This window comes from Synechococcus sp. MEDNS5, assembly GCF_014279875.1.
Classification (GTDB): domain Bacteria; phylum Cyanobacteriota; class Cyanobacteriia; order PCC-6307; family Cyanobiaceae; genus Synechococcus_C.
On sequence record NZ_CP047952.1, the window covers coordinates 520,607 to 535,019 of the forward strand.

Annotated in this window: 19 protein-coding genes and 1 tRNA gene; 3 read left to right on the plus strand and 17 right to left on the minus strand. The window is 58.2% G+C overall.

What is annotated here, in order from left to right:
* Positions 1 to 33 precede the first annotated feature (33 nt).
* The 5 genes from SynMEDNS5_RS02485 to SynMEDNS5_RS02505 form a co-directional block, all read right to left on the minus strand.
* On the minus strand, positions 34 to 918 hold the full coding sequence (locus SynMEDNS5_RS02485) for a phycobilisome linker polypeptide (protein WP_186584140.1): 885 nt from the start codon (positions 916 to 918) through the stop codon (positions 34 to 36).
* Positions 919 to 1,096: 178 nt separating this feature from the next.
* A complete protein-coding gene (locus SynMEDNS5_RS02490; RefSeq protein WP_186584141.1) occupies positions 1,097 to 1,810 on the minus strand; it encodes a pentapeptide repeat-containing protein in 714 nt (237 codons plus the stop codon).
* A 1-nt stretch (position 1,811) separates the two neighbouring features.
* Positions 1,812 to 2,546 (minus strand): phycobilisome rod-core linker polypeptide, encoded by a 735-nt coding sequence (locus SynMEDNS5_RS02495; protein ID WP_186584142.1) that lies wholly within the window; start codon positions 2,544 to 2,546, stop codon positions 1,812 to 1,814.
* A 54-nt stretch (positions 2,547 to 2,600) separates the two neighbouring features.
* Positions 2,601 to 3,203: a phycobilisome polypeptide gene (locus SynMEDNS5_RS02500; RefSeq protein WP_186584143.1), complete on the minus strand. Its 603-nt coding sequence runs from the start codon at positions 3,201 to 3,203 to the stop codon at positions 2,601 to 2,603.
* Positions 3,200 to 3,643, minus strand: a complete 444-nt coding sequence (locus tag SynMEDNS5_RS02505) for a hypothetical protein (protein WP_186584144.1) — start codon at positions 3,641 to 3,643, stop codon at positions 3,200 to 3,202. Before SynMEDNS5_RS02505 ends, SynMEDNS5_RS02500 begins: the two co-directional genes overlap by 4 nt.
* A 163-nt stretch (positions 3,644 to 3,806) precedes the next feature.
* Here SynMEDNS5_RS02505 and SynMEDNS5_RS02510 point away from each other — a divergent pair, with 163 nt between their 5' ends.
* Positions 3,807 to 4,205: a hypothetical protein gene (locus tag SynMEDNS5_RS02510; RefSeq protein WP_186584145.1), complete on the plus strand. Its 399-nt coding sequence runs from the start codon at positions 3,807 to 3,809 to the stop codon at positions 4,203 to 4,205.
* 18 nt (positions 4,206 to 4,223) lie between these two features.
* Here the strand turns inward: SynMEDNS5_RS02510 and SynMEDNS5_RS02515 are convergent, their stop codons facing one another.
* From SynMEDNS5_RS02515 to psbB, 11 genes are all read right to left on the minus strand, one after another.
* Complete coding sequence (locus SynMEDNS5_RS02515; protein WP_186584146.1) at positions 4,224 to 4,463, minus strand: hypothetical protein; 240 nt, start codon at positions 4,461 to 4,463, stop codon at positions 4,224 to 4,226.
* A 16-nt stretch (positions 4,464 to 4,479) separates the two neighbouring features.
* Positions 4,480 to 4,552: transfer RNA gene (locus SynMEDNS5_RS02520), tRNA-Phe, on the minus strand.
* A gap of 30 nt (positions 4,553 to 4,582) precedes the next feature.
* A complete protein-coding gene (locus tag SynMEDNS5_RS02525; protein ID WP_186584147.1) occupies positions 4,583 to 5,245 on the minus strand; it encodes a ComF family protein in 663 nt (220 codons plus the stop codon).
* A gap of 22 nt (positions 5,246 to 5,267) precedes the next feature.
* A complete protein-coding gene (locus tag SynMEDNS5_RS02530; RefSeq protein WP_186584148.1) occupies positions 5,268 to 5,555 on the minus strand; it encodes a DUF2470 domain-containing protein in 288 nt (95 codons plus the stop codon).
* Positions 5,556 to 5,719: 164 nt separating this feature from the next.
* Positions 5,720 to 6,988 carry an FGGY-family carbohydrate kinase gene (locus SynMEDNS5_RS02535; protein ID WP_186584149.1) on the minus strand — a complete coding sequence of 423 codons (1,269 nt, stop codon included), beginning with the start codon at positions 6,986 to 6,988 and terminating at the stop codon, positions 5,720 to 5,722.
* Between the two features lie 17 nt (positions 6,989 to 7,005).
* Positions 7,006 to 8,265, minus strand: a complete 1,260-nt coding sequence (gene metK / locus SynMEDNS5_RS02540; RefSeq protein WP_186584150.1) for a methionine adenosyltransferase — start codon at positions 8,263 to 8,265, stop codon at positions 7,006 to 7,008.
* 46 nt (positions 8,266 to 8,311) lie between these two features.
* Positions 8,312 to 9,106: an HAD family hydrolase gene (locus tag SynMEDNS5_RS02545; protein WP_186584151.1), complete on the minus strand. Its 795-nt coding sequence runs from the start codon at positions 9,104 to 9,106 to the stop codon at positions 8,312 to 8,314.
* A gap of 14 nt (positions 9,107 to 9,120) precedes the next feature.
* Positions 9,121 to 10,224, minus strand: a complete 1,104-nt coding sequence (locus SynMEDNS5_RS02550; protein ID WP_186584152.1) for a 30S ribosomal protein S1 — start codon at positions 10,222 to 10,224, stop codon at positions 9,121 to 9,123.
* Between the two features lie 104 nt (positions 10,225 to 10,328).
* On the minus strand, positions 10,329 to 10,805 hold the full coding sequence (gene nrdR / locus SynMEDNS5_RS02555; RefSeq protein ID WP_186584153.1) for a transcriptional regulator NrdR: 477 nt from the start codon (positions 10,803 to 10,805) through the stop codon (positions 10,329 to 10,331).
* A 115-nt stretch (positions 10,806 to 10,920) separates the two neighbouring features.
* Complete coding sequence (locus SynMEDNS5_RS02560) at positions 10,921 to 11,016, minus strand: photosystem II reaction center protein T (protein WP_006042122.1); 96 nt, start codon at positions 11,014 to 11,016, stop codon at positions 10,921 to 10,923.
* Between the two features lie 21 nt (positions 11,017 to 11,037).
* Positions 11,038 to 12,597, minus strand: a complete 1,560-nt coding sequence (gene psbB, locus SynMEDNS5_RS02565; protein ID WP_186584154.1) for a photosystem II chlorophyll-binding protein CP47 — start codon at positions 12,595 to 12,597, stop codon at positions 11,038 to 11,040.
* A gap of 260 nt (positions 12,598 to 12,857) precedes the next feature.
* Here psbB and SynMEDNS5_RS02570 point away from each other — a divergent pair, with 260 nt between their 5' ends.
* Positions 12,858 to 13,346: a 2Fe-2S iron-sulfur cluster-binding protein gene (locus SynMEDNS5_RS02570; protein ID WP_186584155.1), complete on the plus strand. Its 489-nt coding sequence runs from the start codon at positions 12,858 to 12,860 to the stop codon at positions 13,344 to 13,346.
* Positions 13,347 to 13,404: 58 nt separating this feature from the next.
* Positions 13,405 to 13,509, plus strand: a complete 105-nt coding sequence (gene psbM, locus SynMEDNS5_RS02575; protein WP_011932433.1) for a photosystem II reaction center protein PsbM — start codon at positions 13,405 to 13,407, stop codon at positions 13,507 to 13,509.
* A gap of 24 nt (positions 13,510 to 13,533) precedes the next feature.
* Here psbM and SynMEDNS5_RS02580 read toward each other — a convergent pair whose 3' ends face one another.
* Positions 13,534 to 14,382: a universal stress protein gene (locus SynMEDNS5_RS02580; RefSeq protein ID WP_186584156.1), complete on the minus strand. Its 849-nt coding sequence runs from the start codon at positions 14,380 to 14,382 to the stop codon at positions 13,534 to 13,536.
* Between the last annotated feature and the right edge of the window lie 31 nt (positions 14,383 to 14,413).

A 14,413-nucleotide genomic window follows, 5' to 3' on the forward strand; every position in this document is an offset into this window, starting at 1 on the left:
GGTCTGGTGTACGTGATTTCAGTGAGGGGAGCTTCAGGTCACCGGTGTGATGCTGGCGATCTTTCCTCCTTCGCGGTGGATGCGTTTGAACTGCTCCGAGAGCTTGTCGAACGGCACGTAGAAGACCCGGTTGCTGCGGGTGTAGCGGGAGATCCGACGAACGTTGTTGGCGCTGTAGGCGGTGACCTCCACGCGATACGTGAGGCCTTGCTCGCCTGCGCCGACCCCCAGGCGAGTTGGTGCATCCTGCAGATTTGGGGAAGGACGGAAGCTCCATCCCAAGGACTCGGTTGAAGACGGTGGAACCACGGGGATGGCACGGTTCTGGTATGCAGAACCACCGAGCTTGCTGCTGATGCCAGCAAGGTCTCCTTTCAGACTGCTGCTGCTATTGCCTCGCAACAGTTGAAAGCTCCAGGTGAATTCCTGCATGGTTCCACAGCTTTCGGTTTTCCAACCCCGTTGAAAGGGCACCGTCCATTCCCCGAAAGCGTTCTGATACTCATCAGAGTCCACGAAGCTGTCGATGTCGGCGTCGTATCCACTGCTGTCAAGCCGCTCAGAATGACCACGCATTTCCTCAAAGTCGGCGGGCGCACGACCCAGTAGGTGACGGAAGGCCAACTCGATGTAGCGGTAGCGTGCGCAGCTTTCAAAGAAGCGACTGCGATACAGGTCGCTCTTGGCTATGCGGCGAACCAGTTCACGGACGCTGATCTCTCCAAGCTTGAACTGAGATTCAGCGACAACCTGACGCTCGCTGTCCATGACATAAGCATTGCCAAGAACCTGCTTGTACACCGCCCGAATGATCTGTTCTTTTCGGGCATCGTCATCGCCAGGGATCAGCTCGAATGGTGCCTCACTCTCTTCCGAGAAGCGTTCGACCCCTAGAAGTGAGGCAGGTCCAAAGGGCATGGATGCTCTGACGTTTCGCCATGCAATGCTCCGTCAGAAGCGTTCTGACAGAACGTGTTCTTTATAAACCTCAATCAAGTGTGTTCACGTGTTGCGTGGAGTGACCCTTTTGCCAAATTCCCTCGCCCCCAAGCAGTTGTGGGTTAGGGCTTTGTGGCTGTAGGTGGGCAGGCCGGGGCTAATCTGCCCTGGCAGCCCGTAACGATTCAAGGCTGTCACGTGTTGTAGAGCGTGTTATTGGGTTCCAGCAATCGAGTTCTTCAACTGATCGGGACAACAGAGCATCGATCTGAGTGCCCAGCCCTGTGCAGAGGGAAAAATCGGCGCCTCTGATCGACTCGACTGTTTCTAGAACAGCTCCTTCCAAGTCAGCGCCGCGAAGATCAGCCATGTCGAGTTCGCAGGTGCCGAATCGTGTCCCGCGGCACATTGCTCCCCGCATGGTGGACGACCGGAGATCTGAACCGGCCAGTGAAACGCCATCAAGTATCGCTCCGCTTAAGTCAGCTCCACTCAGATAGCTGCCAAGCAGCATGCTTCCCCGCAGATCCATGCCTCGCAGGTCGGAGCTGTTGAGATAGACACCGTTGAGCTTGGCGCCGGGCCCAACAGCTCCACTGTTGCTCAAGTCGAAACCAACAGGTACGACGGTTTGGCTGTCATAGCGAGCTAGGCGGAGATCCGCGCCATCAAGTTGGCAATGACTGAGATCTGTGCCTCGTAAATCGCAGCGACAAAGCTTTGCTCCGCGTAAATCGAGTCCGCCCAGCTCGATCCCGTGCCAGTCAGCACCTCTTGCATCAACGGGTACTAGAGGTGAACCGTTTGGCAAGAGATTTTCCGGTGCCGTCCACTCACGCAGGTTGAGGGGTGCAGATCCGGTGGTGGACATGTCAACTTTTCGCCATTGCCAAAGCGATCGTAAGGACCACCCGTCCCAGTTCAAATACTCCTACCAGGGCAAGTCCAAGCCAGATCCTTAGCGCGAAGGCCGGAGGCTGGCCGTTGACCCAGGCCGCGGAGGTCTTCAGCTGTTGCATCTGAGCGGCTTGATCGCTTGGGGCCCGATCCTGCAGTGCATCCCGCCAACCGGCCCCGTAGCGCGGGAACTGTTGGTAAATCGGCGTTTCACCGAGGGCCCGTCCGGGGAGCAGCCTCGATCGTTGCTGCGGCACGAGGTCATAGCCGAAGCTGTCCATGTACTCGCTGCTGTCCAGCAGGGCTTCAACGAATGCTGTGAAACCCTTCTCCCCGATCACAATCGACCAGCTGATGCGTTCGCACTCGCCGTGAACGGAGCGCCCAAGGACGCGTCCAACCAGCTGATCGACCAAGCGGTAATTGCTGCTGCAGGCGACGTAGCCCTCCTGAAACCGTCTGGAGAGCAGCAGGCCACGAATGAAGTCACGCATTGTGATGCTGCCATCGCGCATCTGGGATTCAAGGGCTTCGTCCCGATCACGCTTCATGGCGTGAAAGAAAATCTGCCGGTAAGCCTGTTCGATCTGAACACTGCGGTCGCTTCGGCTTGGATTAACGGTGCGTAGCTCCTGAGGCTTTAGCCCTCCCAAATCGCCGACCCTGCAGTTCATGGTTGTTAGGGGATAACTGAGTTGGGGGGATGCCATAGGTACAAATCACCAGTTACGGGCGCCATTTTTCCCATGGTTTGGGGGTGCACTTCAGAAACTTTTGGTCTCGTCATGATGTTGAGAAATACGAACCATCCTGCTGATGTGCAGGAGGGTTTCACTCAGGGCTGTTGTTTCTTGCTTGGCATCCGCTGCATCAGCTTGGGTCTTGCAGAGTTCCGCCAGCTCATCGAGGAGCGTCAACAGAGCTGGGACGGGAACGTCGAGATAGGCGTAGAGCTCTGCAAGAGCATGCATTCCACTGGCATTGGTGATGGCCGTTCGCTGCAGTGCCACGCCGTAGAAGCTGATCCGCAGAAACTGAAAGCAGTCGTTCCAGCAGGCCTGCGCCCGCTCTTCGGGGTGGAGGCCGCCACCGGGTCGCGTCAGCTGAGGTAGCTGGCTCAAAAGAGTGTGTCGTGCCTGGTTCACCAGGTCTTCGGTCTGGTTCTGGAGCTGGATCAGAGCTTTTGCGTTCACGCCAGACCAAGCGCACAGTTGTTCGAGTTCACCGAGGTGGAGAAGTCTTTTGTCTTGATTGGCGCGAATCAAGATGACGAGAAGGTTTTTGGGAACGCCATCCAAGCTCCCTGGATCAAACACGCGTGCTCGTCGAGCAAGCTCAACAATCCGCTGCTGATCCCAACCGTTCACTGCGATTCGCTGGCGACTGGCTTGCTTGGAAGAATCGGGGAGGCCGTTAGCCAGCCGTGGCGCTCGAGATAGAACGCCCAGGTCACCTCCCCTGCGAGGCCTGGGCAGTGTTCCGGTACCGCCTCAGCAAGGGATGGCTCGACTCCGAGTGTTTGAAGCAGGTTCACGATCGCTTCGGCTTGGTCAATCGAGGTGTTGCGAATTGCGGCCCCAACAACCCAGGTCAGTTGCGTGGCTTCCAGGGCGCAGGAGCTGCTTTCGCACGCCAAAAGAATATTCCCTGGTTCATCGATCAAGAGGAGTGTGTCTTGCCAAAGGGTTCGATCATCTGGCTTCACATTGATGCGCAGAACCCCTCCCCCGATGCTGTATCGACGCTCCATCTCCGGTGCGAGCTCCGCTGTGAGCGAGCGGATGATGGTCGCAGATGATGCTGTCATCGGTCCTCCCCTTTGCCAGTCACAGTACCGCTGTTGTTCTTGAAGTACGTGTCCTGTTGATTAGGACGCTTTGCGCCGGGATCGGTGCTGGTTGAGATCTCCTTGCTGGACAACATCTTCACGATCGATACGATCCACGAAGAATGCATTGTCCTTACTTCTTATGACCTCTGGTGATGCCTCCTTGGCCACGGTGCAGCAGCTCAGTCGACAGCTCCATGCCGTGAGTGAGATTGCAGAATCCCTCACGCTTCGGTTGCTCTCGCTGGAACAGCGAATCCAGCAACTTGAGGTTGAAGCCGACCACCCAACGGCGAACGACGAGGAGAGTCAACAGCTGCTCACGCAGAGCAGTGACCGGCTGCGTCATCTGCATGGGTTGCTGACAGAGGAGCCTTCCGCGCCTGATCTTCGGCTTGTTGAAGCTTCCGAAGAGCCGGTCGACGAAACGGTGTACGTGGATGATCCCCAGCTGGATCATGCAGAAATAGACCCTGTAGTCGAAGAAAATATTGAAGATTCAGCTGTTGATCAAGAACAGATTGATCTGCTCAGTGCCTGAGGCGATCAAGCCCCTGATTCAGCCATTAAGATCAAGCAACCTCACACGAAATCTGGCGACCTGCCGTGCCTGTTGGGGGCTGGACTGGATGAATGGATGATCATCAAAGGTTTTGATCACCGTTTCAATTTGCTCATCAAGATCGAGCCCAGAAAGCAACCCTCTGCCATGACAATCTTTCCATGCAGGATCGAATGCCATAGCAAAGCCGTCGGCATTGTTGAACTGACGATCGTCATTGACAGGAAAACGTATCAACGAACGATTGGCGGAATGCCAGGACCCAGATTTGAACTGGGGACACGGCGATTTTCAGTCGCCTGCTCTACCAACTGAGCTATCCCGGCGCGTTGTCTGCGCGACATGGAGATCTTAAATCACCGTGTGCGTCCAAGGGGCGTTCTGCCGAGGCAGATCACTCCACTCACCTTCACTCCCTGGTCGTTCAGGGCGTCCATTGCAGCCTGGGCCGTGGCTCCACTGGTGAGAATGTCATCCACGAGCCAGAGTTCCAGCGGTTCCCCTTCGGGATTGCGCACAGATCGGGGGACCGGCACCCCAGGTTCTACAGCAAAGCTGCCCCGTTGATTCGCCATCCTCTGCTGGCGGTTGAGATGGTGCTGGCCGACGGTCGGCCGTGAACGCTTCAGCAGCGATCGGGTGCTCCGCTGCAGGGACCGACAGATCATCAAGGGCAGTGGATTGCTTCTGGATTCAGTTTTCCAGCCGGGAATGGGAACCAGAACGGCATCGTTGGGCAGCGTTGCACCGAGGCCTTCGGTGAGTGCACAAAGAAGACGGGTGTCCGGATGGCGCCGCAGTTGCAGGATGAGTTGCCGCAGCTCTCCGTCGTACCAACCCGCCGCCGTCCAGCGGTAGGGATGGATGCCATGCAAACCTCGCGCAGGAAGGGCGAAGTGTTGCCAGCACGCTCTGCAGAACGGTCCCTGACGAGGACAACGTTCAATCTCCCTTTTGCAGCAGGGGCAGCAGGCCGTGGTGAGCAGATCCTTCAGGCAATCCTTGAGGGGAGTCAGCAATGCATGCTCTTCAGCGCTGTTCTCAGGATTCCCCTCTGGTCACAGGCGCTGGCATGGCCCGAAGCATGGCCACCAGGGTTCTGTGCGCATCTTCGCTGTCAGTGAGCACATGGTCGAAGGGGATGCGCACGGCCTGGTTGTTCACTTCCAAGGTCATCGCGTCAGCTGTGACCTCTTTCATCGTTGCCGCTGTTGCGGATGAAACCCCGCCGTAATGGTGGGCATAGCGCAGTACGGCATCGCTGTGGTCGTCATTCATATGACGGCAGATGCGGTCGCTGACTTCAGGGGTGAGAGGGTCGGCAGCCATGGGGATCAAGAGCGGTCAAGGTGTTTCAACCGAAGCGCTGCCAAAGCAACAGCGCCAGGCGGAAGCCGCTGAACCCCACGTAGCCCGCGAGAACCAGGAACAGACCCACAGCCAGGACGTCACGCAGTCGGTTGGGCAAGGGTTCAGAGAAGCTCAACCAATTCTCACTCGGAATGGTTCGCCGCAGGGGACTTTTGTTGCAGAGCGGTGAGCGCCAGACGGGCGACTCCTGCAGCCGGGGGGGTGGTGCAGCTGCGAATCGGCAGTCCCAGCATTCGCTCGCGCAGGCGTCGCCATTGCGGGTTTCTGGCGCCACCTCCCAAGGTCACGAGCTTTTTGGGTGCCGGAGCTCCGAGTTGCTGCAAGCGTTGCCACCCATCCCGTTCGATTTTGCTGAGCCCTTCAAGCAGTCCATGGAGATAGAGCGAATCACTGACGGGGCGAGGCGTGAGCACGGGTTCCTGAGTCGGATCATCCACGGGGAAGCGCTCTCCCCGGCAAGCCAGCGGTCGTAGATCGAGCCCGCTGGACCTTTCGGGATCGATCTGACGGCTTAGTTCCGCTAAGTCGATGCCTGGGAATATCTGACGAAGCACGGCTCCTCCACTGTTCGACGCTCCTCCTCCAAGCCATCGGCCACCCACCCGATGGGTGGAGGTGCCGGCTCCAGGCCTGAGTGGCTCATCCATGAAGCGCTTGATCACAAGGGTGCTGCCCAGCACGGTGATGCCCTCATCGTCTGCTGCATCGGCCGTCAGCACCGCAGCGTTGGCATCCGTGGTGCCGGCGACCACGATCAGGTCATCGGGTAGGTCGAGGTCTCTGGAGCGTTGCCTTGAAAGCGTTCCCAGAGGCGATCCGCTCGGGCGGATGTCGGGCAACGACGCCATCCACGCTTCTCCGTGAAAACTTTCCGGCCAGCACTGGCGTTGCAACAGCCAGCCCAGCCGGATGTTGTTGCCTTCTTCTCCCCAGCGCCAGTCCTGGAGAAGCCACCCATGCAGCCAATCGGCCTGGTGTCTCAGCAAGACAGGCTGCGGATGTTGTTGCAGCAACCTCAGAGCACGGGCCAAGCTGCTGCTTGAGCTGCAGGCAGGACCGTCCTCGGTGATCAGATCACGCACGTGCTCGATCTGTTCCGGACAGGCCTGGTGGTAAGGCAGTGCATCGCCAAGTGGATCCCCCTGATGGGTGCATGCGAGCAGCGTGCCGGAGGTTCCATCCACAGCGAGAGCCCCCAGCTGCCTGCGGAGCGGCGTGGGGATGGATGGGATGAGTTCTTCCAGAGCCCGAATCCAGTCACACGGTGCATGCAGACCCTGGCGGTAGCCGGTCGCGGCGCTGAACAGCAGCGACCGGCCGGCATCGATCACGGCGATCCGCACACCACTTGTTCCCAGGTCGATGCCGAGGGCAAGCGGCGTGTTCGCCATGGTGTTAACGCCTGTGATCAGAGGGTGTTGCCCTGTTGAAGACGGCTGGCTTCAGCCTGAAGCAGGGTTGATGCTTTGCTCTCGACATCTTCCCAGGGCAGCTTGAGGTCGGGACGGCCGAAGTGGCCATAGGCAGCGGTGTCGCGGTAGAAGCGTCCTCCGCTCAAAGAGGGCATTTCACGCAATTTGAACTGCTGGATGATGGCTCCCGGACGCAGATCAAAGTGCTGTTGCACCAATTCGGTGAGTTCAGCATTCGAAACTTTGCCGGTTCCGAAGGACTCCACCAGGATCGAGACCGGCTTGGCCACCCCGATGGCATAGCTGAGCTGCACTTCAGCGCGTTGAGCAAGTCCAGCAGCCACAAGGCATTTGGCCACGTAGCGGGCTGCATAAGCTGCCGAACGGTCCACTTTTGTGGGGTCTTTGCCAGAGAAGGCACCACCGCCGTGACGGGCATAACCCCCGTAGGTGTCCACGATGATTTTTCGGCCTGTGAGTCCAGCGTCACCCTGGGGGCCACCCACTACGAACTTGCCTGTGGGATTCACCAGGTAGCGCGTGGAGTCTTTCAAAGGCTTCAGCGGAAGATCGGCCGTTGCAGGTTCCACCACATGGGTCCAGAGGTCGTCGCTGATGCGTTCACGAACCTGCTGTTCGTCAGTCATTCCAGCCACCTCAGCGGTGTGCTGCGTTGAGATCAGGATCGTGTCGATGGCAACGGGTTTGTCGTTCTCATAAACCACGCTCACCTGGGTTTTGCCGTCTGGAAGCAGATAATCCAGGGTGCCGTTGTGACGTACTTCGGCCAACCGCCGGGACAGTCGGTGCGCCAGGCTGATGGGTAACGGCATCAGCTCAGGGGTTTCGTTGCAGGCGTAGCCGAACATGATTCCCTGATCGCCGGCGCCGACCTTGTCGAGAGGATCTCCCTCGTGGTCGTCGGCTTCATCAACACCTTGGGCGATATCGGGAGACTGTTGATCGAGTGCGACGAGAACGGCACAGCTGTTGGCATCGAATCCGCCGGCCCTTGCACCGCTGTAACCGATCTCTCGAATGACATCACGAACCAGGTGGATGAAGTCAACCTGGGCTTTTGAGGTCACTTCACCCGTGATCATGCAAAGCCCGGTATTCACCACCGTTTCACAGGCCACTCGGCTGCTGCTGTCTTGGGCCAGCAGGGCGTCGAGAACGGCGTCACTCACCTGATCACAGATTTTGTCGGGGTGTCCTTCTGTAACCGATTCGGAGGTGAAGACGTAGCGACTCATACCGGGCTGATGAATTCGTCGGACTGTAAAGCGTGGAGTTCCCGCATCAAGGTCGTCCTGATGGCTGGACCACGGTGAGGTCTTGCCAGTGATGAATCAGATGGTCATGAGCCGTGAGATCAGGGGAGCGATGCCAACCTGCCACGTAGCCAATGGCGGCCCCGATCCCCGCACGCTTGGCCATCAACAGATCGGTGTCAGCATCACCGATCAGAGCGCAGCGATCGACCGATAGGTTGAGCTGTGCACACAGGGCGTGGACCGCAGCTGGATCTGGTTTGCAGGGCAAGCAGTCAGCACTCCATACCGCCGCAAATAGGTCGGTGAGATTGTGATGCCTCAGAAACCTTTGGATGCCATCGGTGGTGTCATTGCTGATCACGGCACAGATCACACCGGCGTCCTTCAGCGATCGAAGCATGGTGGAGGCTGCCGGCAACATGGAGACGGAATGTCCATGGGGATGTAGTGCATGCCACTGGACATCAACACGATCAAAGATGTCCTCTGCCAGTAATAAGGCCTTGGGCCAACCCAGAGCCATTTGTGCGAACACAGTGGCTGTGCTCAGGATGTTGTGCTGCCTGGAAGCCACAGCCAAGGGTCCGTCGGGAAGCACCCCATCCTGGTTGCGTCCATAGGTGCGAACCAGCAACGCTTCCAGCTCGTTGATGTCCTCGCTCGAGGCGCCCTGAGCTGCGAACTGACGCCTGGCTTCTGCGATCCGGGCATCAGCCAGGATCTTGAGCTGAGGCTCGCTATGCGAAAGGGTGCCGTCCTTGTCGAACAGCACCCCATCGATGGGACCAATGCGATGGCCCCGGAGGTTGAAATGAGCCAAGGGGGCTCAGCAACTCAGACCATCATCGAGCCCAGGGGCTCTTCGCCTTCCTCGGCTTGTTCAAGCAACATCTGCTTGTAACGGGCCGCCATCTCTTCGGCCTTATCGAACACTTTCTGAGGGTCGGTGAGCATGTCACCCGGCTCAGGCTCAAGGGCTTTGGTCGACAGCGAGATGCGTCCACGCTCGGCATCGAGGTCGATGATCATCACCTTCATCTGATCATTCACATTGAGCACTGAGTGGGGTGTCTCAATATGTTCGTGGCTGATCTCCGAGATGTGAAGCAGGCCGCTGACCCCGCCGATGTCGATGAAAGCGCCGTAAGGCTTGATGCCGCGAACGGTTCCCACCACAACTTCGCCCACTTCCAGGCGATTCATCTTCCTCTCCACCAGCGCGCGACGGTGGCTGAGCACGAGGCGATTGCGCTCTTCGTCGACTTCGAGAAATTTGAGTGGAAGGAAATCGGCAACGAGTTCTTCCTTGGGCTTTCTGGTGCTGATGTGGGACCCGGGGATGAATCCACGCAGACCTTCCACACGCACCAAGGCACCACCGCGGTTGGTGGCAAACACCTCGGAGTAGATCGTGGCGTCTTCTTTCTGGAGTTGACGAACCCGTTCCCAGGCACGCTGGTATTCGATTCGGCGGATGGAAAGTGAGAGCTGACCGTCTTCGTTCTCCTCACTCATGATGAAGAACTCGCGAATCTCGCCTGGCTGAAGCACATCGCTCAACCCTTCCACCCGGTTGATCGAAACCTCTTGAAGAGGCATGAAGGCGGCAGTTTTCGCGCCGATGTCGATCATGGCGCCCTTCGATTCCAGGGCAAACACCGTGCCGTTCACGATGTCGCCTGGCTTGAAGTTGTAGTCGTACTTACTGAGGAGGGCCGCAAACTCATCCAGAGTGAAGCCGGCGTTGTCCATGTCCCGGTTTGCGGCACGACTGCTCGGGTCGTCGGCGGTGGGGATGTCGTCGGGGATGCTGAGATCCTCATCCGTGCCGAAATCAGCCTGGTCGGCAACTTCCGCTGCTGCTTCGGGCACGTTTGTGAGGGCTTCAGCTGTTTCCACAGCAGGATCCTGAACGGGATCAGTGGAGGTGACAGTCATGGAGGGTTGGCGGTCTGCCCAGTGAGCAGAGCGAAGGAAACTGTTCCAGGCCCGCCGACCTGGTTCAGGCAATCTCTCACTTTACAGAGTGAAGCCGCGGCCTTTTAAACCAGTGCTTCCAGGGGTGTCTTGGAGGCGTTGATCCCTTCGAGCGTGGCCACGAAATCGCTGACGCCACTGAATTGCCTGTAAACCGAGGCAAAGCGGACATAAGCAACTTCGCTCAGTTCCTTGAGCTGCTCGAGCACCAGTTCGCCGATGTCATGGCTTGAAACTTCTCGACCACTACGTTGCTGCAAGGTCAGTTCCAGTTCATCCACAATTGTTTCGAGCCGCTCTGGGGCTAGTCCTGTTTTTTCGCACGCACGGCTAAGTCCGTGGAGAAGCTTGGAGCGACTGAATGTTTCGCGGTTGCCGTTCCGTTTGATCACGGTGATCGGTACGGTCTCGACGCGTTCGTAGGTGGTGAAGCGGAACTCACAGTTCAAGCATTCCCTGCGACGTCGCACACTGCGACCCCCATCCGCTGCTCGTGACTCGAGCACGCGGCTGTCTGTGTTTTGGCAGGAAGGGCACTGCACGCCCGCATACACGAATGTGCACTAATCATACGGTTTGCGTCCAGGGGTGAACACACCAGCGGTGATTTCCCTCGAAAAACATAAAAAACCCCGCCATTTGGCGGGGTTTGAAGGACTACTTGCCGATCTTCGGTGGATCGCGGAAGGCGATGGCGAAGAAAAGGGTGGCAATCGCAAGGGTGAGGATGAGGATGTAAGCAAAGCTTTCCATCGGATGACTCCTGGAGGGCGATTAGCTGAGCGGGGTGCCTGCCGGTGGCACATAGCCATCGGGCAGACGACGGGTGGAGCGGTCTCCCAGTTTCTGGAAGAGGCCAAATTCCACCTGTTCACCGAGGTCTGGATCGATACCGGCAAACACATCGCGGTACAGGGTACGAGCACCGTGCCAGATATGGCCGAAGAAGAACAGCAGCGCAAAGGTTGCGTGGCCGAAGGTGAACCAGCCGCGGGGTGAACTGCGGAACGTTCCGTCGGAGTTGTAGGTCTCGCGATCAAATTCGAACGCTTCACCCAGTTGTGACTTTCGGGCCAGACGCTTCACCTCAGCAGGATCGGTGAAGGTTTGACCATCCAGGGCACCACCAAACACTGTTGCAGTGATGCCTTGTTGTTCGAAGGAGTATTTCGCTTCAGCGCGGCGGAAGGGAATGTCTCCACGAACGATTCCATCACTGTCTTCAAGGATGACGGGGAAGTTCTCGAAGAAGTTGGGAAGACGCCTGACCTGCAATTCCCGACCTTCTTTGTCGGTGAAGGAGATATGGCCGAGCCACCCGGTGGGAAGACCGTCGCCATTCACCATCGGGCCGACACGGAACAGACCGCCCTTGGCAGGGCTGTTGCCGACGTAGTCGTAGAAAGCGAGCTTTTCAGGAATCGAAGCGTACGCCTCTGATGCGGTTGCGCCTTGATCCATCGCAGTTTGAACGCGACGGTTGATCTCCGTCTTGAAATAGTTCTGATCCCACTGGTAACGAGTGGGACCAAACAACTCAATTGGGGTGGCAGCTGCTCCGTACCACATGGTTCCGGCAACGATGAATGCAGCGAAGAAAACAGCTGCAATGGCACTGGCAAGCACCGTTTCGATGTTGCCCATTCGCAGCGCTTTGTAAAGGCGCTCGGGGGGACGGGTCGTGATGTGGAAAATTCCAGCGATGATGCCAACGATTCCGGCGGCAATGTGGTGAGCAACAATGCCCCCCGGATTGAAGGGATTGAATCCTTCAGGACCCCATGAAGGTTGCACTGGTTCGAGGTGACCAGTGATGCCGTAAGGGTCAGAGATCCACATTCCAGGCCCGAATACACCAGTGAGGTGGAAGGCTCCGAAACCGAAGCAACCAAGACCAGCGAGGAGGAGGTGAATACCGAAAATCTTGGGGAGATCGAGAGCAGGCTCCCCTGTGCGGGGGTCTTGCCAGATCTCGAGGTCCCAGTAGGTCCAGTGCCAAATGGCAGCCAGCATCAGCAGGCCGCTGAACACGATGTGGGCGGCGGCAACTCCTTCGAAGCTCCAGAAACCTGGATCGACTCCGGTGGCGCCGGTGATACTCCAACCACCCCAGCTGTCGGTCACGCCGAGGCGTGCCATGAAGGGCATCACGAACATGCCCTGACGCCACATTGGGTTCAGGACAGGATCGGACGGATCGAAGATGGCAAGTTCATAAAGGGCCATCGAGCCGGCCCAGCCGGCAACGAGGGCAGTGTGCATGAGGTGCACGGCCAAGAGGCGGCCGGGGTCGTTGATGACGACGGTGTGCACCCGATACCAGGGCAATCCCATGGGTCAGGTTCGGGGGAACGGAGCTGCAATGGCAGCCAGACCTGGCGATCGTAAGGCGTCCATCTCAGTGTGCGCGTGCCCTTGTCGCGAGCTGCAACGTCTGGAATTGGCATGGCGAGATTGGCGCTGCCCCCTCGTGGCTGTTTTCATCCCGGTTCGAATGGCTTGGCCGAGTCTCAGCAGGGGGGTTACAAATCGCAACTTCAGGCTCCAGAGTGTTGGGGCTTTGGCGCTGTCCTGCGTCGCTTCCGGGAGATTCCATGCCTGTGATCCGGTTTGTGCGCGAAGGTCGCGATGTTGAGTGCTATCCCGGCGAGAACCTCCGCGATGTGGCCCTCAGGGAGGGCATTCAGCTCTATGGCTTGAAAGGCCAGCTGGGGAACTGTGGTGGATGTGGGCAGTGCATCACCTGTTTTGTCGAGGTCAAGGGGGATCAGTCGGCCGCCAACTCCCTCTCCGTTCGCACGGCTGTGGAGGACGCCAAGCTCCGCCGCCGGCCTGAAAGCTGGAGACTCGCCTGCCAGGCTCTTGTGGAACGTTCTGTTGTGATTCTCACGAGGCCGCAGGTGTCGATGGGCGATCAGCGCCGACGCATTGAGGCGGCTCTCGGTGCACCCCTGCCGCAAGGCCCCACGGCATGGCCTGTGGTGGAAAGCGGTGAGGATGACGACGAAGAGGCAGGAGATGATGAGGTTGTTCATAATCAGTCATCCACCGACGCTCCTGCTACACCCGGTGACGAGCCGTGATGGGTTCGCGTCGAACCCTTCCGAGCGGTGATACGTTCCATCAGATTCTCGATCGTTCATGGAAACCAACGACCTCGGTTTCGTGGCCAGCCTGCTTTTTGTGCTTGTGCCAACCGTTTTCTTGATCATTCTCTTCATCCAAACCAACAGCAAGGAGGGTTGATTCCCCCTCCCTGTTGGTTTGGACTCAGCGCCGCTCTGGTTCGCGTACAAGCAGCACAGGGGCGGGGGCATGCACTCTGATGTAGTCACTGACAGATCCCCCTAGCAACTTGTCGAGATCAACGAGTCCCCTTGCCACGAGAGGGCGTCGATCTTGCGAAGCCAACACCACGAGATCGGCTTGGATTTTCTCTGCTGCCTGGCACACACCCTTGCCCACATCCGCATCCGTGACATGGAGTGGGGTAAGAGTGACTCCGAGTATCCGCGCCTTTTGAACGGCCTGATCAAGCAGGGTGTCGCTGGTCCCGGATGCCCCTCGCGATGGGGTTGGTTCTGAGCGCGAAACGTGCACACCTGTGAGTTGTCCGCCAGGAATTTCTCTCACCATCTCGCAGGCCAGCCTGAGGGCGTCGTCTCCAACGCCAGTTCCGTCGATCGTCACCAAGACGCGATTGATGTGTCTCACATAGAGGTCGTCACGAACCAGGAGCATGGGGCGCGTGGACAGCTGAAAAACGTACTGGCTGGCGCTATTGCCAAGGATCGATTGCAAGCGTCCCAGGCCGCGGGAGCCCATCACGATCAGATCCGCATCCAGCTCATCAGCCACCGTGAGAACGGTCTGTTTGGCGTCTCCCTGGCGGATGATCGAGTTCACGTCACCCGGGTTGAGGCCAAGCTTTTCAATAGCCTTGGCCAACAGGCTGCCGGCCGTGGTCCAGTGCTGGTCTGAATTGTCCTTGCTCTGTTCGGAAACCACATGCAGCAAGTTCACTCTCGCTGTCTGACAAGCGGGCAGGTCTCGCAGCATGCGGACCATCTCTTCCACGTGGCCTTTGCCGGAGTCGGCGATCAACAGGTTCTTGAACACTGCATTGCTTCAGACATGCAGCAGCCTATGG

Excerpts from the sequence above, each read along its gene's own strand:
- psbM (WP_011932433.1), top strand. The coding sequence starts at position 13,405 with ATGGAAACCAACGACCTCGGTTTCGTGGCCAGCCTGCTTTTTGTGCTT.
- psbB (WP_186584154.1), bottom strand. The coding sequence starts at position 12,597 with ATGGGATTGCCCTGGTATCGGGTGCACACCGTCGTCATCAACGACCCC.
- SynMEDNS5_RS02570 (WP_186584155.1), top strand. The coding sequence starts at position 12,858 with ATGCCTGTGATCCGGTTTGTGCGCGAAGGTCGCGATGTTGAGTGCTAT.
- SynMEDNS5_RS02530 (WP_186584148.1), bottom strand. The coding sequence starts at position 5,555 with ATGGCTGCCGACCCTCTCACCCCTGAAGTCAGCGACCGCATCTGCCGT.
- SynMEDNS5_RS02560 (WP_006042122.1), bottom strand. The coding sequence starts at position 11,016 with ATGGAAAGCTTTGCTTACATCCTCATCCTCACCCTTGCGATTGCCACC.
- SynMEDNS5_RS02490 (WP_186584141.1), bottom strand. The coding sequence starts at position 1,810 with ATGTCCACCACCGGATCTGCACCCCTCAACCTGCGTGAGTGGACGGCA.
- SynMEDNS5_RS02485 (WP_186584140.1), bottom strand. The coding sequence starts at position 918 with ATGCCCTTTGGACCTGCCTCACTTCTAGGGGTCGAACGCTTCTCGGAA.
- SynMEDNS5_RS02510 (WP_186584145.1), top strand. The coding sequence starts at position 3,807 with ATGACCTCTGGTGATGCCTCCTTGGCCACGGTGCAGCAGCTCAGTCGA.
- SynMEDNS5_RS02535 (WP_186584149.1), bottom strand. The coding sequence starts at position 6,988 with ATGGCGAACACGCCGCTTGCCCTCGGCATCGACCTGGGAACAAGTGGT.
- SynMEDNS5_RS02495 (WP_186584142.1), bottom strand. The coding sequence starts at position 2,546 with ATGGCATCCCCCCAACTCAGTTATCCCCTAACAACCATGAACTGCAGG.
- metK (WP_186584150.1), bottom strand. The coding sequence starts at position 8,265 with ATGAGTCGCTACGTCTTCACCTCCGAATCGGTTACAGAAGGACACCCC.
- SynMEDNS5_RS02550 (WP_186584152.1), bottom strand. The coding sequence starts at position 10,224 with ATGACTGTCACCTCCACTGATCCCGTTCAGGATCCTGCTGTGGAAACA.
- SynMEDNS5_RS02505 (WP_186584144.1), bottom strand. The coding sequence starts at position 3,643 with ATGACAGCATCATCTGCGACCATCATCCGCTCGCTCACAGCGGAGCTC.